This window comes from Maridesulfovibrio zosterae DSM 11974 (assembly GCF_000425265.1).
Taxonomy (GTDB): domain Bacteria; phylum Desulfobacterota; class Desulfovibrionia; order Desulfovibrionales; family Desulfovibrionaceae; genus Maridesulfovibrio; species Maridesulfovibrio zosterae.
In genome coordinates this window covers 71897-93874 of sequence record NZ_AUDC01000011.1, presented here as the reverse complement: position 1 = coordinate 93874, position 21978 = coordinate 71897, and the positions used below count along the sequence as shown (strand labels likewise).

The window sequence follows — 21978 nt, the reverse complement described above, 5'->3', positions numbered from 1 at the left end:
ACTTAAACTTTTTTAAGGGGTGTCCGGGCGTTCTTTCTGCTGGCTTTTAGCTGTTGTTCCGCCAAGTAGCTTCAAATCTTTTGGAAGATATTGCCATGCTTCTGTGGCTCTTTTTTCAATGAATTTTATTGAAGGGGTCTTTTTCATATAGTCGCTTACGTCTTTGATGAACATTTCTCTAGATACCGTAGGAACTCCGTAAATGAAGTACGAGCTAAAAAATTTCCGTGAGGCATGAATAAGTGCTTCTTTATGTGCTCTAACTGGTTCATTTACAGATTTTTCCCAAGTAAGAATCTTATCGAGAGCTATGTCGTAGTGATCTTTTAAGTCTTTATCTCTTTCCCATTTGGCAACTCTGCTCGGTTCAACTCGGCTGTTTTCCGAGTATGGAAGCGGAATAGCGATAGTTGATTGTTGTTTTCTAAGTTTATTTATAATTTCGGCTTCTGGCTTAGTCTGGATGTTTTTTTCCTTAAGGTCATACTGTAAAAGAATCAAAAACATCGTGGACAGCAGAAGGTAACGTCTCAAAAGGTTTTGTTCTCTAGGAAGTGCAGGTAGGCTATTTGCACAGGTGATTGGCTGGTTCCGTAGTACTCTATTTTGCTTAGCCCTTTTCTTTTTTATTCGGCTTCTTCCTTCCAAGAAAAATCCGGTTGGAAATATAGCGAGAATAGTGGCGAATCGGCAACAACGAGCTGCTAAATCTGTTTCTAGTGCTACCCCCATAATAAGCAATACTAACAACTTAAAAGTATCAGAATATTCCTTTTCCGTGAAAAGTGGTGTTTGTTCCATGTCTGCTCCTAATTGGTACGTGTGCGTAATTGAAATTTGGAATTATATGGGAGCAATTGATACCATATAAAACAAATTAATCCAATTAGGTTGATGTGTTACTGAATTGCGTCAGGGACGCTGAGGGACACTAAATGATGTTTTATGAAATAAAAAATAAATTTATTTTTTGAATAATTATTTTGATGTGGGCCGAAATTTTTCTATTTCGTTTGACTCGCTTTCATATTTTTTATGAAAATCTGAAAAACAAAGACTTGGCTTTCGTATTACAGTGTAATATATTGTAATACAAACGGAGGGCATGAAAATGATAAGCAAAGAACCGAAGAGTGAAGTCGTAACAATTCGTATGACTTCGGAAATGAAAGAGCGTTTTGAAAAGCTGGCTCAGGCAACGAATAGATCGAAGGCCTTTTTGTTTGGCGAAGCTATTTCCAGTTACCTTGATGTGAATGAGTGGCAGGTCAAAGCGATTCAGGAAGGGCTTGCTGAAGCTAGAAGTCCAGAGGCTAAGTGGACCTCTCAGGAAGATTTAGAGGCCAAGTATGCCGAGGATTAAATGGCTTGAACGGGCCGTTCAAGATTTAGATTCTATTTACGATTATATAAGCCAAGATGATCCAAAATCAGCTAAGAAAGTTGCTTCGGCTATTTTGAGTAATGTGAAAAAGTTAGAGCAACATCCGCAAATAGGACGAGCTGGCAGAGTTGCGGGAACTCGTGAACTGATAGTGCTTAAAGGGGCGTATCTTGTGGCATATTGTTGCAATGAAGATGTCGAAATTTTGAGGGTGCTGCGGCATAGTCAGGATTGGCGGGGTGTTTTGGAGTAGTCTTTCAAATTGGGTATAATGTGGTTTGCGTAGTATGTGGCTGGCGAGGGATATTTACTCCTTTCGACAGCCTTTCGTTTTTATTGCCATGTAATAAGTTTTAGATGCCCATCATGGCTTTTGCTGATGGACTTGGATTAAATTTCCTTGTAAGTGTCGATGTTATTTAATGTCCAACAAATGGCAAGAGTTATCGAAATGATTTTAAGCTAGTAATTATTATAGGAGCAAAAATGGGCAAGCATGTACGAAGTAACAAAGGAATAAAGAGGAGACTTAGAAATAGGAATAGGCAAAAATTAAAAATATCAGCAGGTTCTTGTGTTGATGATAAGATGATACCCTTCTTCACTCAATACCGCGGGGCGGAAGTCATAACAGCTTTGTCTGTTGTGCAGTTATGGCTCCCTAATATTTCAGCTATTTTTAAGCATCATTTAGCCGTTGCTGTCTTTAGCGCGATTCCTGAAGTTAAATTTTCAGGAGTCAAGTCAATTGAAACATACCAAGATTTTAGGTGCTTTTGCGAGGCCTTGTTCGAATTATTGCTCTCCAATCCAATGTTAGAGGACTTTGTGCCGGATACAGATTGGGGAGAAATTAAAATGCCATCAGCAAATGGGACAATGAAAGTATTCTATGGTGGAAGTATAGAAAGAATTACGGATTTTATAGAGGCTTTTAAAATAGCCAATGCTGACAATGAAAAGGCTCTAAATGATGTTAATTTTGTATTAAGACTTCAGAACAGTGTATTGTCGTTGATTCCTAGGTCTTTCAATCCTGTTCCAGAGAGAATTGATTGTGGTCATTTGGAAACACCTTCAGAATCCTTTTGGAGCACTTGTTGTGGTGCTCTACAAGAAATATCTGAATCCATTGCTTTAGGAAAATTAGGAAATGTAAGTAAGGGGCTTGTGCTAGAGTTGGGTCAAGTCGACAAGCTCAAGTCAATTGATGAATTAGGCGATAAAATTATGAGTGGGCAAGCCAATCCGGCTGTAGCTATAAAGATTGATGACAAGTATTATCCTATTTTATTGAGAGATTCTGTAGATGCCGTGATTTGCTATTGGAATAGAGTAAATGTTTCTACTAAAAGCAAGGTTAATATTAGTAGTTCAATTTCTAAATATTTATATTCCTCTTTTCCGCAGGTTTTATCTGGGCCATATTTTTTGTTTAATGATAATATGAAGGTAGAAACTCCAATATCAACAATAATCAAATCTGATTCAAATATATATTTTATTATTCCTATTTCTAGGGATCAAGTGGGTCATATTAATCTTTTGGATAGCAAGATAAATAGCGTTTTAAGTGTTGGAGAGCGGTGGGGGATAAAAAATTTGCGCGATGATAATCCTATAATGTTGTGTGATGCAGAAGGGAAGTGTGCAAGAGCGGATGTTGTAAAAAGAATTTATGTTTTAAGTGAAGTTTCAACCAATCTGGGAATGCTTCCGCTTCCGAGAACTTCAGCAAGAGTAATACCATTGCCTGATTTTATAACCATCACAGATTCAATTGAAAATATAAGTGAGTTGGATGCATTTTGGACATTTATTGATGAAAATGAAAATACGATTTTCCCCGGCATCGTTGGGCTTGTAGATAACTTTGCGGCTTTTCGAAGCTCGCATTCAGTTTTAGTTGATGGCGTCTTTGATGGGAAGGTGGTGCTCCCGCCGTTATTAGGGGGGGACTGGCGTTATGAAGAATTAAAAAAAAGATGGGAAAATGCTCCTGATAATTTTCCTGATAAGTACAATCGTTGGAGTGTTGCTAGTGGTTATGATGGAATTATCTGTCTTCAACCAAAAGTATTATCAAAAATAGCTTGGTCAACTAAAATTGCAAATTGTACAATTCATTTTGTTTTTGACTTTGCCTTAAACGATTTAGATTTGCATAATGGTAAGTTGCTTGAGTTCTTAATTGAGGTATTTGCTGATGCTCTTTCTCAACGGCGTGCGATGATTTCTTCTTTAGCTATTTTTAACTACAAACAATTGACGGTTAATTGTTTAGCGAATGGTTTCAATTTAGCCAGGAAGAATACATTTACTGATGAAATTAATGCGCTCTCATTATATTCATGGGGTAAGGTTGAGGTGTATGATGAAGATATTGTTTTTGTAGACCTGATATTAAATATAGATCAGATACAGAATGAAATATACGATGCAAAGGATTCATCCTTTCAGGCCAGTTTTACAAGTAATTTTGTTCAATATATTAATGGAAAAATTGGCAAAACTGTTGATGATAATTTGATTAAAGATATAGAAGAGAGTTCTTCATGGAGGTTAAGATGTGCTCTCGGTACTATGAAATTTGATTATGAAGTTCCAGAACTATTCAATTTGATAGAACCTGAACCTGTAGACTACAAGCTGGCTAGAAAAGAGTTAGCAAAAATTTATAATAAATTAGGTGTAAGTCCAGGTGAATATGAAGGATCAGAGGCAAAAAGTATAATAAGCTCTGCGCGTGACGAGTTTAGAAAAATAGTACATGAATTAATTTTAAATTATGAAGTTAAATCTATAGTTCTTTTAGCTACACTACAATGTAATATAGCATATTATAAAATGGATCTTGTTAAAGAAAAAGCTGCTCTGAGTCAAACTCATGTGACAAATTATGATGTGGCGAAAGAATTTGCTGATAAAAAAGAAGAGTATATTAAAATAGCTCGTAACTATCGATATCTTTTGGAGTACGCACTGAGCAGTAAAAGTCATGGTAAAATTGAAATGTTTGAGGATGATGCTAGATCTATAATTGGGTACATTGATTGGCTGTTGGTGTTGTATGAAGCCAGCGATATTTTGCATAATGATCTTGAGCAATGCAGCATTAGTATTAATCATGATTATGTTCCAGAGGTAGTTTATCCCCCAACATCCGTATACAATGGGAAAAGCTATTCTCGAGAATTGGCACAGTTGGAGATGGGAGTGGGAGTAACTAAATCTGATTTAGTTGAGTCTGCTGATGCTGAGTTTATGCAATCAATTGATGTGGCCTTTTTGTCAGATTTGAATTTTACATTCACTAATATGATTAAGGCAATGAGTCTTATAGCTAATTGGGCAGCTACAGCGGGGCTAGATAAGGATAAAATTGTATATAGTGGTGATAAGCTGGAGATTGTAACTATATTAAAAGATCATTTTTTAGATGTTTGTTCTGATGAACTACACGCTATTGTTGATTTTTTAACTTTAGATCCAAGCAAAATTCGTAAATTAGCTGGCCGAGATCAAGTTGAAGCCGATGTTCCTATTTGGGAACATAGTAAGCGGTTACATAGGTGTTCTATCAGGCCATTATCAAGTGTTGGAAATGGTTCCCTAGTTTGGGGAGTTGTTTCTGTATATAAAGCTTATATGATTTGGATAGGCAATATTAACAAAGGCTGTCTGCCCGGAAGTTTTGATTTTGAAGAAATAAATAAAATTGTAAGAGGGTATAAAAAGAGAACTGAGAAAAGGCTTGAATCTCAAGCTGAAAAGGTAGTCAGGCGGTCGACTCAATATTTGGAAAAGGGAGTTGATTTCCATAGTAGGTATCCTAAAGAAGGTTTTGCTGATGTCGGGGATTATGATGTTCTCTCTTATTGGCCTGATGCTAATATATGGTTAACCATAGAGTGTAAGTATAATAAAGCTCCTTTTTGTCTTAAAGATGCTAGACGTCTTAGGGATTATATTTATGCGGCGAAAAAAAATCATTTAGCGAAGATTGAAAAGCGTAGATCTTTTTTAGAAGAAAATATTGATTATTTGCGAGAGTTACTTGGTTGGCCTGTTGCAGTTAATCAGTCGCGACCTGAAATATATCAGCTGTATGTGACAGCAGATTTAATGCCGTTTATGCGTAACATGTCTCCTGAGGTACAAACAGAGTTTGTAAGGATTGATTGTCTTGATTCTTGGTTAAAGGACAAAGGGTTGTTAAAAGAAATTTAATTTTTTTCATAAATATGAGTAACTCCCTGAGTAACCACAAAAATATAGCCCTCTAAATTCCATTAAAACAAACTCTTACCATATCTATTCGAATCCCTCCCTCTCCGCCAGAATGTACATTAGGCCCTGACTGAAAAGTCAGGGCTATTTTTTCGTTTGCGCCATAATTAAAAATAAATTTTACAGCCTACGCATCACATAAGTGCATCCAATTCCTGGAGATGTTTTCCGCTTGGAAACAGTTTTTTGTATAGCTGTATATATTCTTTGGTCTTGTTAGGTTGTTCAAGCAAATGATAGCAGCGAATGACACCGAATAATGCGTTTTCGAAATACGTTGTTTCCCGATATTCATTGATGATTTTCTGGTAGGCTCTCAGCGCGCTGTTCACATCTTTGAAACGGTAAAAATACAATCCACCTATCTGGAGCAATATTTCTCCTTCCACTGCGTGGCGTCCTGTCATATCCTCAGCAATAAGAAGGGCTGTTTCAGCATCGTCAAGTTGGCCTGATTCAGCCAGATAGTGAGCGTAGTTGATTACCCAGCGGGCAAGGATTTCGTTTAGAAGAGTATGGTCTTTCAGTGATGAAGGAATTTCTACAGAGGTCAGGGCAGATAATGTGCTTCTGGCTTCGGCAAGTCCTGATGATTTTATGAACGAAGATGGAGGCAAGGCTTTTCGTCCTGCATAGCTGGCTGTCATGTTTCCGGCATCAAGTAGAACAGTGGTTTTGTTTGTTTTAATACCGACACCTCCCTCATCCAGAAAATAGAAGCCCATCTTGCCACTGTGTGTCAGTGTGATATCAGTTCCTCTGATACCGATAACGCCGGTTGGAGTTGCAATATATGACCCCGGTTGCTTTGTAAGAACGGCTCTTACTACTCCTCTGAAAAATGTGCCGATCAAATTCTTTTTTGATCCGTCCAACTCGTTGCCCAGCATAAACTCACTTTCTTCTGCAAAACTCATCGTGGAGCCGTCGATAAGACGAAGAACAGCCTTTCCGTCAGGTCCTGTACGTATGATATCGCCGTTCTCTATTTCTCCACCTATCTTTGCATGCTTGAATAATTTTTGTCCTGCAATACATCGTTCTACTGTTCCTGAAAGTTTTTCAATATGGGCTGTACTCGCAGATGATACAACTGGAAACCATATTACTAGCGCAAGGATAAAGCCTAGCTGTAGGATGCGTAGCATGAATATTTTCTCCATTGTATGTGTTGCGTTTTGGGTAATAGCGAGTAGTAGCCGATACGACTTTTACTTGCTTATAACAAGCTGCCTTAGAAATAGTTGAATTTAATTTATGATATCAATTTAGTATATATCTATCAAAATATTTGTATATAAAATACTTATTGGTAAATTATGCAGGTGACTTTGGGGGGATAAATTAGAAACCCGACTGAATTAGCCGGGTTTCATCTTTTGAGCGCGCATACTGCCTTTCTACGTTTTAATGTTTGCAATGACTCCAACGCCTGAATATTTGGCGCCGAGAACGCTTTTCTGGAAATCATAGTCGCTATTGTTTGATGAATTGAACTGATTGGAATTCATGTAGTCGAGAGTCTTGGTTACTACCTGAGCTCCGAACAACTGTTTATCTGTTGCGGCATTTACTGTTGCAGCCGCTGAAGTAATACCAGATACGTCCATAATAGTCCCCTCCGGTAGAAGGGTGATAAACGCGCTTATCAGTCGTATCGGAAGAAATATAGAATACTTTAGATATAAAATAATAAAAATTAATATTTATTTATATTGTGGACGGTTTTCTCATAAATAAAGGGTCAGTAACAGAAAATCCCCGGCCTGATACAGACCGGGGATTTTTCTAAATACTAAGTCAGGATTAGCTTTTTATCTTGTTCCAAAGTTCATTTAGCTCAGTTAATTCCATTTCAGAAACATCTTTGCCTTGTTCTTTGGCTAGATCTTCCATTTTTGAAAACCTATCCAGGAATTTATTATTTGTCTTATCCAAGGCACTGTTTGCCTTGATGCCTTTGCGGCGGCCTAGTTCAATTAATGCAAAAAGGTAATCTCCGAATTCTTCTTCGCTTGCATTATTGTCTTCGGCTTTTAAAGCTTTATCCCATTCCTGCCATTCGCTTTCGAGCTGTTTGATGCATTGTTCATCAGATTCAAATGTAAAACCACTGCGTGCTGCTTTAGCATTTATACGGTAGGCTTTAAGGAGGGGAGGCAAACCCTTGGGAAGGGAGTCAAATATCTTATCAGAGTCCTTCTTCTCACTGCGTTTAATTTTTTCCCAGTTGCGTAAAAGTTCTTCCTGATCTTCGACTTTGCAATCAGCAAAAACATGCGGATGCCTGCGAATCATCTTGGCTGAACTTGAGTCAATTGCTTCAGCAAGTGTAAATGAACCGCTTTTTTCATAGCGCTCAGCAATGAATAATAGCAGAAACATAACATCGCCAAGTTCTTCCATTGCTTCTTGCTTGTCATCAGCTCGGATAGCTTCAACCAGTTCAAATGCCTCTTCAATGACATAATCACACAAAGAGTTCGGGGTTTGCTTCATGTCCCATGGACATCCGTCGGGCCCTGTAAGTTGTGCTATTACATCCCGTAATTTTTCAAGTGATTTGTTACTCATTTAGATAATATCGCTTAATGGGGTTGAAAGTTCAGAGTGTTCGGGGAACATAGATTTTATGTCCAGTGAATCTAGTACGTTGTCGGGAGCAAAGCTGATAAAAAAGCTCGCTGTAGACATTACTTTCGGGGCTAGTTTTGATTTTGTGAGAAATTCTGAATTCGGCGTGAAGCTGTTTAATACAACAATAATAATACCGCCAATCATGACAGCTTCAGCTAATCCTAAAATTCCACCAAGTACCTGATCCGCCCAGCTTAACATCGTGACAGTCAATATCTTTTTGATAGTTGTCCCAACAAGATAAGCAACGAGTAAAGTTGCTATGATTATTGAGAGATAACTGAAAGCTTTGACTGTTCCAGGACCATCAAAAAAGTTCGCAAAATAAGGAGCTAAGTCCTGATGATATTTTGCTGCCAGATAAAAACCTAAGATCAAAGAGAAAACAGAAATTGCTTCACGTACTATTCCGCGGAGCAACCCTCTGAAGACGAGAGCTGCGGCAATAACTATCAATATGATATCTAGAGAATTAAGTGCTATTCCTGATGTTTCCATTGGCTGAGTTCCGGGTAAAATATTTGTGAAAAACAGAACAATGTCCGTATGTATAACCTAACCTCAATTGAAACTTACCTAAGGTTATCAGACGGCGAAAGAAAAGTGAATAATAGGAGTAACCCCAAAATAATTAAAAAATATTCAATACAAGTGAAAAATGAGGTTGTATCATTTCTTGATCTCGGTTAATTCTCAATTAATTTTGGGGGAACGAGTTATTGTCAGGAACTGGATGTTTTTCTGGCTGGAGGAATGCATGAATTTGATTGAGACTGAGTTTCCGGGACTTATGGTTATTGAGCCAAAAGTGTTTCGGGATGATAGGGGTTTTTTTCTGGAAAGCTTTAACAAGGAAGTCTTTGCAGAAAATGGATTACCTACTGATTTTGTACAGGATAACCATGCATACTCATCAGGGATAGGTGTTATTCGCGGACTGCATTTGCAGATGCCTCCTCATGCACAGGCAAAACTTGTCTGGGTAACCAGAGGGGCAGTCAATGATGTAGTTGTGGATCTTAGAAAAGGTTCACCGACTTATTTGAGATTGTTCAAAATTGAACTATCTGCGGAGAACTTTCGCAGACTGTTTATCCCTAAAGGTTTTGCTCATGGTTATGAAACCTTAACTGAAGAATGTGAGTTCATGTATAAGGTTGATTCCGGGTATGCCCCCGGTAGCGAAGACGGAGTCCGCTGGGATGACCCTGACCTCGCAATTGACTGGAATACAAGTAATCCTGTGCTTTCTGATAAAGACAGGGTTCTCCCTTCACTGGCTCAGTTTGAGTCCCCGTTCGATTTTTAAATTGATCTGCGTAAGATAAGTTCTAACTTGTTTCACGCACCCCGTTTGGCTGAATATAGGGTCTTTTTTGTGTTGGTGAGTTTGTGAAAAGTTTCATATTCTCTTGACATAGAAAGATTCTCTATTTTAAGAAATGGCGTTAATTGGTTGTTTATGTTTCACAAAACTTAAGGAGCAGTGGGGCGAGGTTATGGAGGAAAAAAGAACATCGAAGCAATGTGGAGGAGTTCTTCCTTTCTTCATCGGTGTCCTTGCGAGCCTGATCATCGGTTGGTGGGTTTTCCCGCAGGTTATTTATAGCCAGAAAACTCAGCCTGTTGATTTCAGTCACAAGGTTCACGTTGAAGGTGAGGGTATGGACTGTGAGTCATGTCACACGTTTATGGAAGATGGATCCTTTGCAGGTCTCCCTTCCAATGAGAAGTGTGCTGAATGTCATGAAGACATGCTCGGCGAAACAAAAGCTGAAGAAGTTTATGTGACTGAATACCTGCAGAAGGGCGTTGAAGTTCCTTGGCTGGTTTATCAGTATCAGCCGGACAACGTATACTTTTCACACATGGCGCACCAAGGCTTCGAGTGTACTGATTGCCATCCCGACGTAGGCAACAGCAACACGCTGCCGACGTATTACGAAAACAGAATAAGCGGTTACAGCAAGCAGACCATGAAGATGTGGCAGTGTGAACGCTGTCATGCGGAAGTTGGTACCAGCAACGCATGTTACGTCTGCCATAAGTAAGTGAGGGACTGCAATGGGTATTGATCGCAGAACTTTTATTCAATTGGTCACAGGTGGTGTGGTTGGTTCACTCTTCACCCCTGTAATTTGGAAATCTTTAGATGATGCATCTATCTGGTCTCAGAACTGGTCGTGGATTCCCAGACTGAAATACGGTGCAATCACAGAACAGGCTTCATTGTCTAAATTCGGAGCTTCACCTTGTGCGGAGATTGTAAAATCCGTTGGTGGCAGCCCTTATTTAACAAAAGGCAATGGAGAAAATGAAATGAGCAAGGGAGGCGTCGATCCTATCAGCGCAAGCGGACCCCAGCTCATGTACAGTCCTTCCCGTATAAATGGTCCAATGAAAAAGGTCGGGGATGGCAAGTACGAATCTATTTCTTGGGAAGATGCTGAAAAAATGCTTTCCGAGAAACTCGCAGCCGTGAAAGGGCAAAAAGGCAAACTCGCAGTTGTTTCCGGTGATAATACTGGAACCACAAGCGAAGTCCTCTCCGGTTTTGCAACTGAAATGGGAAGCAGTGACTGTTATCTCATGCCCAGTGAAGAGCAGGGCGCTGCCGTGGCATTAAGCAGTATGGGGGGCAAAGGTCAGATCGGTTATGATCTGGATAATGCTGACCTGGTATTGTTTGTAGGTGCTGACGCAATGGATTCATGGGGCCCGGTTGTTAGAAACCAGCGTGTTTACTCTGAAAGTCGTCCTACCGGCGGAGAAATTACAACTAAGTATTTCTATGCAGGATCTTTCCTTAACAACACAGCTGCAGCAAGTGATAAGTGGATTCCGATAGTTCCCGGAACAGGCGCAATATTCTGTCTCGGACTTGCTTTTCATCTGCTTAAATCAGGTGCCTCAGCTTCAGTTTCTGACTTTGATGACTTCAAGACTCTGGTAATGTCCAGATTCACTCCTGATAAGGTAGAAAAAGCAATTGGTGTTACCGGCGCAGATATGGCCGCTATTGCCAAACAGCTTAGCTCTGCTTCCGCTCCTGTCGTTGTCGCCGGGTCTGAATTCGGCGCAGGCGCAGGTGCAGCAGACGTGATTGCTGCTTCAGCTGTAAATATGCTGCTTGGGCGTATTAATGAAAAGGGGGGAATGAAGATTCTTCCTAATCTGCCTAAAGCGGTAGAATCTGCAATTGATCGTTCTGAACTGGCTGCTAAAGACTTTGCAGGGTATCTTGCAGGTATAGCTGCCGGAAAAGTAGCTACTCCTGATGTCATGATGGTTTATGCTGCGAATCCGGTTTACTCTCTGCCTCAGACCGAAGCTATGGCTTCTGCTCTGGCTAAGGTTCCTTTTCTGGTAAGTTTCAGCACTTTCATGGACGAAACAGCTTCAACAGCTGATTTGATTATGCCGAATCCCACCAGCTATGAGTGTTTTGAAGATGCGCAGACTCCTTACGGTGTCGGTGCTGCAATGCTCAGTGCATGTGCTCCTGTTACAGAGCCTATGTATAACAGCAAGGCAACAGTTGATGTTATTCTAAGTGTTGCCTCTGGTATGGGGATTGATCTTGGATACGAATCTGCTGAACTTCTTTTTCAGGCTAAAGCCGAAAAAGCAGGTGCAGATTGGGATTCTCTGATTGAAGGGGCTGCTTTTGTTTCTGATTCGACAGAATCCGGTTCTATTAAGTTTGCAGCATCTGTACTGTCTAAAGCTGTTTCAATGCCAAAAGGTGGGGAGATAGCTTTTGCCCCTTACTCCAAGCTTATTAATGGCTCCTCCACAATGGCTATTCCGCCATTGAACGTTGTACTGGTCAGCAAGAACGAGCTGTATGGCAAAGATCTTCTGGTTCAGGTCAATGCAAAGACTGCCAAGAAATTAGGCAAGTCTGAAGGAGCTAAGGTTAAGCTGTCCGGAGCAGGCGGAGAATGTGTCGCAAGAATCCATATTAACGAAGGCGTGATGAATGATGTCATTGCCGCTCCTCTTGGATTCGGTCACACCGCATGGGACGTATACTCAAGCGGTAAAGGCGATAACATCTCCAAAATTCTCACTGTCAGCACTGAATCCGGTACCGGCCTGTCCGTCTGGACCAGTTCTTTCGTGAGCATCGCTTAAATTCAGGGGATTCATTTTATGCAACATATAGAATTCGATACTAAATGGACCATGGTGGTCGATATCGACAAGTGCACAGGTTGCGGTGCTTGTATGGTATCCTGCCAGGCTGAAAATAATATAGCTCCCATGGAACAGGGGTCCAATAAACTCAAGACCCTTACCTGGCTGCTCGTATATGAATTAAACAATGGCAAGGACTTCCCTAATAGAGAAGTAGCCTATCTGCCCAGACCATGTATGCAATGCGGTCATCCGGCATGTGTTCCTGTCTGTCCTGTAGTAGCAACTACTAAGGACGAAGAAGGCGGAATCGTCAGCCAGATCTACCCCCGTTGTATCGGTTGCAGGTATTGTATGGCTGCATGTCCTTACCATGCTCGCTACTTTGGATGGTTGGACCCTGTATGGCCGGGTGGAATGGACAAAGCGTTGTCTCCAACAACTTCAACACGTCCGCGTGGTGTTGTTGAGAAATGCAACTTCTGTCATTCCAGACTCTTGAACGCTCGCGAGCGTGCACGTAACGAAGGTATGGATCCTAACAAACTTCCTGATGGCTGGTACAAACCAGCTTGTCTCGAAGGCTGCCCCACTGGCGCAATCTCTTTCGGTGATTCAAAGAATCCTGAGCACAAAGTTCATGAGCTGATCAAAGATCCAAATGCTTTCCGTATCTTGGAGTCGATTGGCATGGAACCTCAGGTTTACTACATCAGCCGTCGTGACTGGGTTCGTGAGCAGAGTGATAACCACTTAGCTGAAGACAAGCACTAGGAGGGAGGTTAACAATGGATAGCAATCTCTTCCCCGAAGGCGTAACACGTTGCGGACTGCCTAAGTTCATGCTCTGGCTGACTTTGGTCTCCGCAGTCCTGCTCTGGGGCGTGTATGCTGCTGTACAGGTTTTTATGTACGGTATCGGCGTGACCGGCCTTGATAACTATTTCGGGTTCGGACTTTGGATTACTTTTGACCTTGCGGTTATTGCTCTTGGAGCCGGTGCCTTTTTTACTGGGTTCTTGAAATATATCCTTAAGATCGATCAACTTAAAAATATCGTTAACTTAGCAGTTATTCTCGGATTCCTGTGCTATTCCGGCGCCATGCTCATTCTGACCATGGACATCGGACAGCCTATCCGCGCATGGTTCGGTTACTGGCACCCTAATGTGCACTCCATGCTGACAGAAGTTATCTTCTGTATTACCTGCTATTGTACAGTTCTGATCATCGAATTTATTCCGCTGGTTTTAGAACAGAAGCAACTTAATAAAATTCCTTTTCTGCATCACTTTGCCCATCACCTTCATGTGAATATGGCTTTGTTCGCAGGTATCGGAACATTCCTGTCCACATTCCACCAGGGTTCTCTGGGTGGTATGTATGGTGTTATGTTCGGTCGTCCTTATGCTTACCGTGAAGGTTTCTTCATCTGGCCTTGGACATTCTTTCTCTTTGTTCTTTCTGCTGTAGGGTCCGGTCCTGTCTTTACAGTTCTGGTTTGTACTCTCATAGAAAAAATGACTGGCAAGAAATTGGTCGAATATAAAGTTAAAGCTTTAATGGGAAAAATTGCCGGTACTATGCTTTGTGTGTACATGTTCTTCAAGATCATTGACACATGGGCCTGGGCTGTAGGTTACCTTCCTTCCGTAGGTCTTACTTTTGAACAGATGTTCCATGGTAATATCTATGGTCAGTGGTTGCTCTGGACTGAACTCGGACTTTGCGGAATTCTTCCCGCAATTATGCTGATTTCTCCGGCTATTAAAAACAACCCGTCATTGCTTTACACTGCTGCAATTCTGGACTGTATCGGCATATCCATTAACCGTTATGTCTTCACTGTTCAGACTATTGCTATCCCTGTTATGCCTTTTGATAGCTGGCAGATGTATGCTCCAAACTGGGCTGAATGGGCAACATCTCTGATGATTTGTGCATACGGCGTTCTCGTATTAAGTCTTTGTTACAGATATCTGCCTGTCTTCCCTCAGGAAGTTAAGCTGAATAAAAAGTAATAAACTGGCTTTATATTTGATGTTAAAAGGCTCTGTTCGTTAGAACAGGGCCTTTTCTTATATCTAGACATACATGCGGTAGGATGAAGAATCTTGTGGCGGGTATTTATAAAGCATTAAAAGTTGAACATGAAGAAATCACAAAAGTATGGGATTCTTCTGTTCGTGCAACGCACCATTTTATTTCAGAAGAATATCTTAACTATTTGAAGCCACTGATTAAAAATGAATACCTTTCCAGTGTTCAGCTTTTCACTTTAAAGGATGCGCAGGGTGTTGTTTTGGGATTTATTGGGGTCGATGAAGATAAAGTTGAGATGCTTTTTATTCATCCTGCAGCAATTGGAAAAGGGTATGGAAAGAAACTGCTTGAATTTGCTATAACCGAGCTAAAAATTAATAAAGTTGATGTTAATGAACAGAATATAGCCGCCATTTCTTTTTATGAACACATGGGCTTTAAGAGTATTGGTCGATCTCCAGTAGACGGATTAGGAAAACCATACCCAATCATCCATATGAAATTATAAAATGGATATGGAACGTAAAAGTAAAAGAGCCTCACTGAATGTCAGTGAGGCTCTTCTTGATTTTAGATATCAGTACATATTTTAGTATGGCAGAAACCATTTCATACCTTTAATTTTTGCTGGGATAGGCTGTTCTTTAGGAGTCACATTTGTTTTGTCCCAGCAGGCTCTTTCTTCTTCAATCCATGTGGGACGAGAAAGTCTGATTGAGTTACCTTGAGTTATAGAATCATCATCTCCATGAAAGTGCTGCAAGATAAGACTAATATTTCCTTCAGCGTCACTTAGTGACCATTTCCAGACCTTTAGTGTGCCAAATGGGTTACCTCGCCAGTCGTTAGGAGTACCGAATCTTTTTTCTAACTTTCCATAAATCTGGTTGAAAAAACTGGTGCTCTCATCTGCATATTTAAGCTTCATACGTAATATGATGTTTTTGCGTTTACATGCGCCTATGACAACATATCCACCTTTGTAACCTTCCATGTCTTTGATTTCAATACGTTTTAAATAATCTTCCTGCCATGCAGAGCTCGCTGAATCCATTTGGAGCAGCGAGTGAATAGTAGAAATATTGTTACCTATAGTGATTCCAGCGATGGATTCAGGAGCATTCTGAGCTGCAGAAGAAATTTGTGCCAGAAGTGTCACTGTCAGAATTGTACTTATTAAAATTAATCTTTTCATCAAAATATTCCTATTCATAATTAATGATCTGCCTTAAATAAGTGTCAGCCCAATTCCTGCATTACATCCAGAGCAATTATTGTTATAATTGGCGATGAGTCTCTCCTCCCAGCTACCAATCATCTCAACTGCAGCTTTTAGAAATTTATTACTTATTTCAGGATATTGCTCTTGAGCTTTTGTAAATTTACCACTGGTAAGTCTTATGCATACACAATCCGAATGAGCTTTCAATGTAAAAAGTCGTTTAGAGTTACCTATCAATGAAAGAGCTCCTACGAAGTCTCCATTTTTGTAGCTATGAATTTTAACATTTTTAGATTCAAGATAGGCTTCCATATCACCACTAAGTAAATAATAAGCTGATTTGTCTACATCACCTGTATTGAATACCGTATCTCCTGCACTGAACTTGTCACGCACACAAAGGTAAGCGATAAGTTTTTGAGCTTCAAGATTCAGTCCTGAAAAATAGGGTATCCCTCTTATAATCTCTAAATGTTCCTGATATTCACTTGTTTCTGCTGACATGACTAATGTGCTCCATGTACAAGTTCATAAAGAAGGCCTTTGCGGGCCATGAGTTCCTCATACGGTCCTATTTCCATAAGCTTACCTGCCTTCATCACAGCTACTTTATCGTAGTTCTTGATAGTGTCCAGTCTGTGAATAACTGAAATAAGGGTGGCTTTACCTTTCCATTTACTTTCCAGAAGTCCCTGAATACGGTTCTGTGATCTGTTATCCAGAGCAGAAGTTGCTTCATCCATGATCATTATTGGTGGATTTTTTAGGAATGTACGGGCAATTGCAAGTTTCTGGCACTGTCCACCTGAAAGTTTGTCTCCCTTGGTCCCCACTTGAAATTCCATTCCAAGCTCAACAACTGTTTCAAGAAGATCTTCTTCGATAAGCAGTTGTATCATGGACTGGTTAATAGCATCTTGAACTTTTGGGTGATCTGTTTTCGGTTTACCAAAAAGAATATTATCCAGAATTGTTTGTGAAGGAATAAATTCATTCATTTGGAAGAAGCTGAATGCTTCTGGTCTATCTGTAGTTATCTTAGTGTTGAATATCTTACGTCCATCCAGGATAAGGGCTTGTAAAATAGATGGCAGAGCAACAGTTTTATGTTTTCCTGGAACAAATCTGAGAGCAAGATGTAAAAGCATTTCGCGGTCTCTACCTTGAATTTCTTGTAAAGTTTGGCCCTCAATCCTTATTACAACCTGCTTATAGTCTTCAAATTCTTCACTGGGAATAGGACTTTGTTCAAAGAAAATCTCATCGGGGGGTAGATTACCCAGAATATCAACAGTCTGAGTTGCCAGTTCTTTTCCTAGACTAAGCAGTGGAGTTTCAAGCTGGGACTCCCTGAGATATTTAATAAAGTATTCATTGGTTACGAGTTCCCTGTCAGAAAATATTTTTTCATTTGCATGGCCAAAAGTTATATTTCCCGCAACAGTGGAGTAGTTCAGGTATTCTCCATCACGATAGAATTCCACATGTTCAGCAAGTTTATCGCCGTAGTCAGTGTGGAAATTTTTACGAACTCTTACCAGTCTTTCTGAAAGTTCAGCTTCTTTTTCTGTGTCGAGTAAAGTGTTCAGCCCAAAGCGCAGAACATCAATGAATATTCCTGCCTGTTGAATGCACTCAATCATATTATCACGACTTGGCATTTTATTTTCTGCATCCGGATCACCTTCAAGAACCGCGCTGCATGAATAAAGCAGATTTTCTTTTATGGTTCCAGAAAAGATAAATGGTGATTGTGCTACAATTCCTGTATTATGAACAATATCTGCTTTAGTCAGATCATCAACTTCATACCCGTCTATTTTTACAGAACCTCCTGTATATTTGTATAACTGCGAGATACATTGGGCGAGAGTGCTTTTACCACTACCTGAAAAACCTACGAGAGCCATCTGTTCGCCGGGTTTTAAATGCATATTAATTTGTTTAAGTAAACGTACCCCTCCTGAAACGGTGAAAGTCAGATTTTGAACTTCGATATCACCTTTAAGCTTAACAGGTGCTCGCCCTTCAGGTTCAAGTTCAAATTCAGGAGTGCAATCAAAATATTCCATTACCCTTTCATAGCGGACAGAAGCGTCATTATGAACTTGGTAAAAGTCCATAAGCTCTTTCCATGGGTCGTAAATTTTTTCGTACGCAGACAGAAATGCAACCAGTGCACCAAGATCAAAGCGTCCTTGGATTGCAAGGTAACCACCTACAAGGAAAAGCATTAAGGGGCCTAGGTTCTGGAAGAAACTATTAAGAACCTTAGTTCCCTGTTTATAGAGAATCCATGTGATTCTGATTTTGAATAGGCGGTCAACAAATGCACCGTATTTACGATTTTCAATACGATATGAGCCGTTTCCATGGATTTCATGGATACCGGAGATTGTTTCGTTAATATGGCTACTGAGATTTCTTGTAGTGTCGACTCTCTTTTTGTTTGCTGCGTTCGATTTTTTTTGAAGTTTTGGGACTAGATAAATAACAAAAGGATAGAGTGCTATGGAAATTGCCGCCATTGTTGCATTCAGGTAAAACATGTAGGTGGCAAATGCGATAAGCGTCAGTACATTGGTTACAGGGACGGCTACTGACTGCCCTACGTATTCCCCTGCGGGAGCTAGTTCTGTAATTAATGATGAAACAACCATTCCAGGATTAGCTTTTCTGAAATATCCAAGTGGAAGAGTTAATATATGGGCGTAAAGCTCTTTACGCATTTGAGCTAATGATTCCTGGCCTATATAAGTCTGGAGTACCGTAATCAGGTATTTAAGCAAACTTGCAGAAACAACAGAGGCGATGTAAAAGCCGCAATACATGAACAAAAGATCAACCTTGCGCATACTGATGGCTTGGTTAATAATCAATTTCTGCATTTCAAGCGGGACCAGTCTGATACCTACGGTAAATACAATAACAACCAACAGCATTAACTGTAGCTTTTTATTACTATTTTTTATCCAATAGGTCAGTGGGCGTTTAGTAATCATTAAAAACTCCTGTTCGTTCAAAAAATCCAGAAGATTATATTTTAAATTTTATTATTAAAAAATTTTTAAAAACTAACATTTTGTATAATTAATTACTATTATACTCATAATTGGTTTGCAGATGAATCAGTTTATCCATAATATAATATTTAAAAAAAATGTAAGCTTCAAAATTTCTTACCTTTTTGTTGACGTGGGGACAAGTGTTTTCTAGTTTGAAAGTGGTTAAACATTTATTTTTAGTCATATAGAGAAAATAGAAAATAGGGGATAGATTCTTGGGTAATACACCGGATCCGCAGATAGATAGCGGTACTATTTCTTCATTCTCACTTGAGTCAGAACTCTCTGAGTTAAAGGTTCTTGCCGAAAAGATTGAACTTTTTGGTGAGGAAAATGGAATACCGCCCAAGATTGTTTTTGAACTGAATCTTGTGCTGGATGAGCTCTTCACTAATTTGGTCAGCTATGGATGTCATGCCGACATGCATAGTTTCAATATTGAGCTATTTTTAAAGGATGAAGTGCTCTATATTGAGATTGAGGATGATGGCCGTAAATTTAATCCATTAGAGATGGCTGAGCCTGAGATTCAGTGTGATTGTACTGAACGCAGAATTGGTGGGTTGGGAATTCATTTTATGCGTAAAATGATGAATAAAATTGAATATTTTTGGGAAAATGGAAAGAATAAATTGAAGTTGACCAAAAATATCAGATAGTTTTATAATGATTCATTGAATACGAGTCTGCTCGTGGAATTAAAATTAAATTTCAAATAATTTTCAGGTAGAGGATTTTTTGTACGGGGAACTACTTGAGAACGGAGGATAATATGGGGCTGGAAGTAGGAGAAATTAAAAATGATGGTGTTATTACCTTTGAGCTGAAAGGACGTCTTGATTCTAATACATCAAATGATTTTGAAGAAAGACTGCTCAGTTCAATACAGGGGGGAGAAGATAAGATTATTCTTGATTTTGAAGGGCTTGAATATATTTCCAGTGCTGGACTGCGTGTATTGCTTAAGGCAGCGAGAGAATTGAAAGGCGGAGAAGGCAAACTCTTACTTTGTTCTCTAAAAGATTACATTCGTGAGGTTTTTGACCTTTCTGGATTTGTATCATTTTTACCTATCTATGCAACAAAAGATGAGTGTATAGCAGTCCTGTAGATATTTATATAATTAGGTCCAGACTTCTGGATTTTTGTTGTAGATAACTTCCTGTTCGTAGTTCTGCGGACAGGAAGTTTGTTTTTATTAAAAATATATTTTAACGACGTATGCACTGGAGGGTTGTGTATGAGCGGTTTATTTACATCACTGGCAGTTATGATGTCTCCTAGAGGGCTTGCAGCTATAGGCAATGGTGCAGGGAGCGGCGGAGTTGTTTTTTTAGGGCTTCTGGTTCTTGCGGCGTTTGCGGCTTTGTATACTGCAAAATCAATTGAAACTCTTTCAAACGGTAAAGTGAGAGCAAGTTCTTTTGATGTTTTGGCTTTGGGATTTTTGGATTCAAGCCGTCTTTTCACGCTGACTGTTCTAGCTGTTTCATGGCTGGGTATTGCCGGGTATGTAGTAAATGAGATTTTCTTTCTTTGGTTTCCTAATTTAGGAGCATCTTTTTTTCTTTTGGCATTGGCCGCAGCTGCGTGTATTTTCTCGGATGATGATGGAATGGAGATGTTCACCTTCTGTTTGACTTTGGGGTTTGCGGCTTTTGTTTATATTTCCATGATGGCGACTCAGCCAGCTAGTGATACTGTTGGTTATCCTACATCTATTCCACAAATATTTTCTCCGCTTGTTCCTGAATTATTTTTCAAGTCCGGTCCCTCAGGACTTCTGAATCTTTTGTTTCTGGCTGTATTTGTATTTTTAGGATTTGATTTACCGCTTGTTTTTGAAAAGAAAGCAAGACGGGCTACTGCCACAGTTCTTTTAGTTTTTGCAGGGGCTATTCTTTTTGTTTGGGGATCGTTGTTAATTGAATCTCCGTCTTCTATTGCAGAGATATCTATTCCTCATTTGAAAGTAGCCAAAGGAGTTATGGGTGAGTTGGGACGTGCGCTTATGGGAGGCACAATTGTTTTGGGAACAATTGCAGCTTTGGTTGCTTTTTTTCAAATTGCAGGAGAGCAGATCAAAGGAATTGTAGCACAGAAATATACTTCCTATGCACCACGAGTTGCTGCTTTGCTGCTGACAGTAATTATTTGTGTTTTATTGGCAACAGGGTGGGCTGGTGAGGATGGACTCGAGTCTTTTATTTCGGCAGGACTTTGTTTTTGGTTTGGGACCTACGCACTCATTGATATTTTGCATTTGATTGCAATCCGAAGATCTGGCGGCGGTTTGCTTACATCAATTTTCGCATTAATTGTATTTGTTATCCATTTCATTGCTGCCTCAGTTAGTGCATTGAACATAGAATTTGCGGCCCATTTTTATTATGCCATTCTCGGAATGGCCGTTGCGGGTCTTGTTTTTGGTTTTAGTTATTATAAAAAAGATGCACCCTTCCGAGTTGCTGCGCTTGAGAAAAAGGCTTTGGAGACTGCTGAAGATGATGCTGAGAATGGAGAACCAGCTAATGATGATGAATCCTTAAACATTGTAAGCTATGAATAATCAGTTTTCAGTCATTACTGCATTTGTATTATTTCAATTGTATTTATAATATCATGGATAGCTTTTATTTTACTTGTTCCCTTAATAGTTTTTGATATCATTAAGTCTGACTCTGTCATATTTTTCAGAGTCTGCAGGTATGAATAACCTAAGGAGAATATAAATGAATAATCGTTTCAGTATATTATTGCTGTTTACTGTAATTATATTTGTAGCAAGCATAGTTTTTTTACCTCGTTATTGCAGTGCACAGGATATTCCTCGTATCTCAATAGAGCAGGTAAAGCGTAAGCTTGGTACAGATAATTTTGTTATTATTGATTCACGTACAGGCTCTGATTGGAGCGGTAGTGAGTTTAAAATAAAGGGCGCCATCCGCGGTAAAATAGGACAGGAAAATGAATGGTCAAAAGGTATTCATAAGGATGCTGAAATAGTTGTTTATTGCGCTTGACCAAGTGAATACACAAGCTCCCGTGTGGCGCGTACTTTAAAGATTCTGGGGTTTAAGAATGTTAGTACCTTACTGGGGGGATGGCATCAGTGGAATAGAGCCAAATATCCTATAGTAGAAAAGTAACACATTAATATGATGAATAAAAAAAGGACGCTCAAGTGAGCGTCCTTT

At 39.7% G+C, this 21978-nt stretch carries 21 protein-coding genes; 13 read left to right on the top strand and 8 right to left on the bottom strand.

Annotated features, from left to right (window positions below; translation table 11 throughout):
- Positions 1 to 12: 12 nt before the first annotated feature.
- Positions 13 to 801 (bottom strand): hypothetical protein, encoded by a 789-nt coding sequence (locus H589_RS0104590; protein ID WP_027720946.1) that lies wholly within the window; start codon positions 799 to 801, stop codon positions 13 to 15.
- A gap of 310 nt (positions 802 to 1111) precedes the next feature.
- On the opposite strand from H589_RS0104590, the gene H589_RS0104585 reads away from it, so the two are divergent.
- The 3 genes from H589_RS0104585 (at position 1112) to H589_RS0104575 (ending at position 5614) form a co-directional block, all read left to right on the top strand.
- Positions 1112 to 1363, top strand: a complete 252-nt coding sequence (locus H589_RS0104585) for a CopG family ribbon-helix-helix protein (RefSeq protein ID WP_027720945.1) — start codon at positions 1112 to 1114, stop codon at positions 1361 to 1363.
- Entirely contained in the window at positions 1350 to 1637 is a 288-nt protein-coding gene (locus H589_RS0104580; RefSeq protein WP_027720944.1) for a type II toxin-antitoxin system RelE/ParE family toxin, read from the top strand. The genes H589_RS0104585 and H589_RS0104580 overlap by 14 nt, the downstream gene beginning before the upstream one ends.
- Positions 1638 to 1870: 233 nt before the next feature.
- Complete coding sequence (locus tag H589_RS0104575) at positions 1871 to 5614, top strand: hypothetical protein (protein WP_027720943.1); 3744 nt, start codon at positions 1871 to 1873, stop codon at positions 5612 to 5614.
- Positions 5615 to 5808: 194 nt separating this feature from the next.
- On the opposite strand, the gene H589_RS0104570 is transcribed toward H589_RS0104575, so the two are convergent.
- The 4 genes from H589_RS0104570 to H589_RS0104555 all read right to left on the bottom strand — a co-directional run bounded on the left by H589_RS0104570 (position 5809) and on the right by H589_RS0104555 (position 8809).
- Positions 5809 to 6822 (bottom strand): FecR domain-containing protein, encoded by a 1014-nt coding sequence (locus H589_RS0104570; protein ID WP_027720942.1) that lies wholly within the window; start codon positions 6820 to 6822, stop codon positions 5809 to 5811.
- A gap of 252 nt (positions 6823 to 7074) precedes the next feature.
- Positions 7075 to 7284, bottom strand: coding sequence for a hypothetical protein (locus H589_RS0104565; RefSeq protein WP_027720941.1), 210 nt, complete (start codon positions 7282 to 7284; stop codon positions 7075 to 7077).
- A 196-nt stretch (positions 7285 to 7480) separates the two neighbouring features.
- Positions 7481 to 8248 carry a nucleoside triphosphate pyrophosphohydrolase gene (gene mazG, locus H589_RS0104560; protein WP_027720940.1) on the bottom strand — a complete coding sequence of 256 codons (768 nt, stop codon included), beginning with the start codon at positions 8246 to 8248 and terminating at the stop codon, positions 7481 to 7483.
- The gene (locus H589_RS0104555) at positions 8249 to 8809 is read right to left on the bottom strand and encodes a CvpA family protein (protein WP_027720939.1); all 561 of its coding nucleotides are present in this window, start codon (positions 8807 to 8809) and stop codon (positions 8249 to 8251) included.
- A 259-nt stretch (positions 8810 to 9068) separates the two neighbouring features.
- On the opposite strand from H589_RS0104555, the gene rfbC reads away from it, so the two are divergent.
- The 6 genes from rfbC to H589_RS0104525 all read left to right on the top strand — a co-directional run bounded on the left by rfbC (position 9069) and on the right by H589_RS0104525 (position 15002).
- Positions 9069 to 9620: a dTDP-4-dehydrorhamnose 3,5-epimerase gene (gene rfbC / locus H589_RS0104550; protein WP_027720938.1), complete on the top strand. Its 552-nt coding sequence runs from the start codon at positions 9069 to 9071 to the stop codon at positions 9618 to 9620.
- A gap of 190 nt (positions 9621 to 9810) precedes the next feature.
- Entirely contained in the window at positions 9811 to 10362 is a 552-nt protein-coding gene (qrcA, locus tag H589_RS0104545; RefSeq protein ID WP_027720937.1) for a menaquinone reductase multiheme cytochrome c subunit QrcA, read from the top strand.
- Between the two features lie 13 nt (positions 10363 to 10375).
- Entirely contained in the window at positions 10376 to 12448 is a 2073-nt protein-coding gene (gene qrcB / locus H589_RS0104540) for a menaquinone reductase molybdopterin-binding-like subunit QrcB (RefSeq protein WP_027720936.1), read from the top strand.
- An 18-nt stretch (positions 12449 to 12466) separates the two neighbouring features.
- A complete protein-coding gene (gene qrcC / locus H589_RS0104535; protein WP_027720935.1) occupies positions 12467 to 13225 on the top strand; it encodes a menaquinone reductase iron-sulfur cluster-binding subunit QrcC in 759 nt (252 codons plus the stop codon).
- A 14-nt stretch (positions 13226 to 13239) separates the two neighbouring features.
- Positions 13240 to 14472: a menaquinone reductase integral membrane subunit QrcD gene (gene qrcD / locus H589_RS0104530; protein ID WP_027720934.1), complete on the top strand. Its 1233-nt coding sequence runs from the start codon at positions 13240 to 13242 to the stop codon at positions 14470 to 14472.
- Between the two features lie 83 nt (positions 14473 to 14555).
- Positions 14556 to 15002: a GNAT family N-acetyltransferase gene (locus tag H589_RS0104525; RefSeq protein WP_051249626.1), complete on the top strand. Its 447-nt coding sequence runs from the start codon at positions 14556 to 14558 to the stop codon at positions 15000 to 15002.
- 81 nt (positions 15003 to 15083) lie between these two features.
- Here H589_RS0104525 and H589_RS0104515 read toward each other — a convergent pair whose 3' ends face one another.
- Genes H589_RS0104515 through H589_RS0104505 form a run of 3 tightly spaced genes read right to left on the bottom strand, consistent with a single transcriptional unit; the run spans position 15084 to position 18718 of the window.
- Complete coding sequence (locus H589_RS0104515) at positions 15084 to 15689, bottom strand: hypothetical protein (RefSeq protein ID WP_027720932.1); 606 nt, start codon at positions 15687 to 15689, stop codon at positions 15084 to 15086.
- A gap of 33 nt (positions 15690 to 15722) precedes the next feature.
- Positions 15723 to 16220, bottom strand: a complete 498-nt coding sequence (locus H589_RS0104510) for a Crp/Fnr family transcriptional regulator (protein ID WP_027720931.1) — start codon at positions 16218 to 16220, stop codon at positions 15723 to 15725.
- Between the two features lie 2 nt (positions 16221 to 16222).
- Positions 16223 to 18718 (bottom strand): ABC transporter ATP-binding protein/permease, encoded by a 2496-nt coding sequence (locus tag H589_RS0104505; protein ID WP_027720930.1) that lies wholly within the window; start codon positions 18716 to 18718, stop codon positions 16223 to 16225.
- A gap of 278 nt (positions 18719 to 18996) precedes the next feature.
- Here H589_RS0104505 and H589_RS0104500 point away from each other — a divergent pair, with 278 nt between their 5' ends.
- The 4 genes from H589_RS0104500 to H589_RS0104485 all read left to right on the top strand — a co-directional run bounded on the left by H589_RS0104500 (position 18997) and on the right by H589_RS0104485 (position 21930).
- Positions 18997 to 19440, top strand: a complete 444-nt coding sequence (locus H589_RS0104500; protein WP_051249625.1) for an ATP-binding protein — start codon at positions 18997 to 18999, stop codon at positions 19438 to 19440.
- A gap of 113 nt (positions 19441 to 19553) precedes the next feature.
- Positions 19554 to 19892 carry an STAS domain-containing protein gene (locus H589_RS0104495; protein WP_027720928.1) on the top strand — a complete coding sequence of 113 codons (339 nt, stop codon included), beginning with the start codon at positions 19554 to 19556 and terminating at the stop codon, positions 19890 to 19892.
- A 129-nt stretch (positions 19893 to 20021) separates the two neighbouring features.
- Positions 20022 to 21350, top strand: a complete 1329-nt coding sequence (locus tag H589_RS0104490; protein WP_027720927.1) for an APC family permease — start codon at positions 20022 to 20024, stop codon at positions 21348 to 21350.
- A 163-nt stretch (positions 21351 to 21513) separates the two neighbouring features.
- Positions 21514 to 21930, top strand: coding sequence for a rhodanese-related (seleno)protein (locus H589_RS0104485; RefSeq protein ID WP_425411452.1), 417 nt, complete (start codon positions 21514 to 21516; stop codon positions 21928 to 21930).
- The last annotated feature ends 48 nt before the right edge of the window (positions 21931 to 21978 follow it).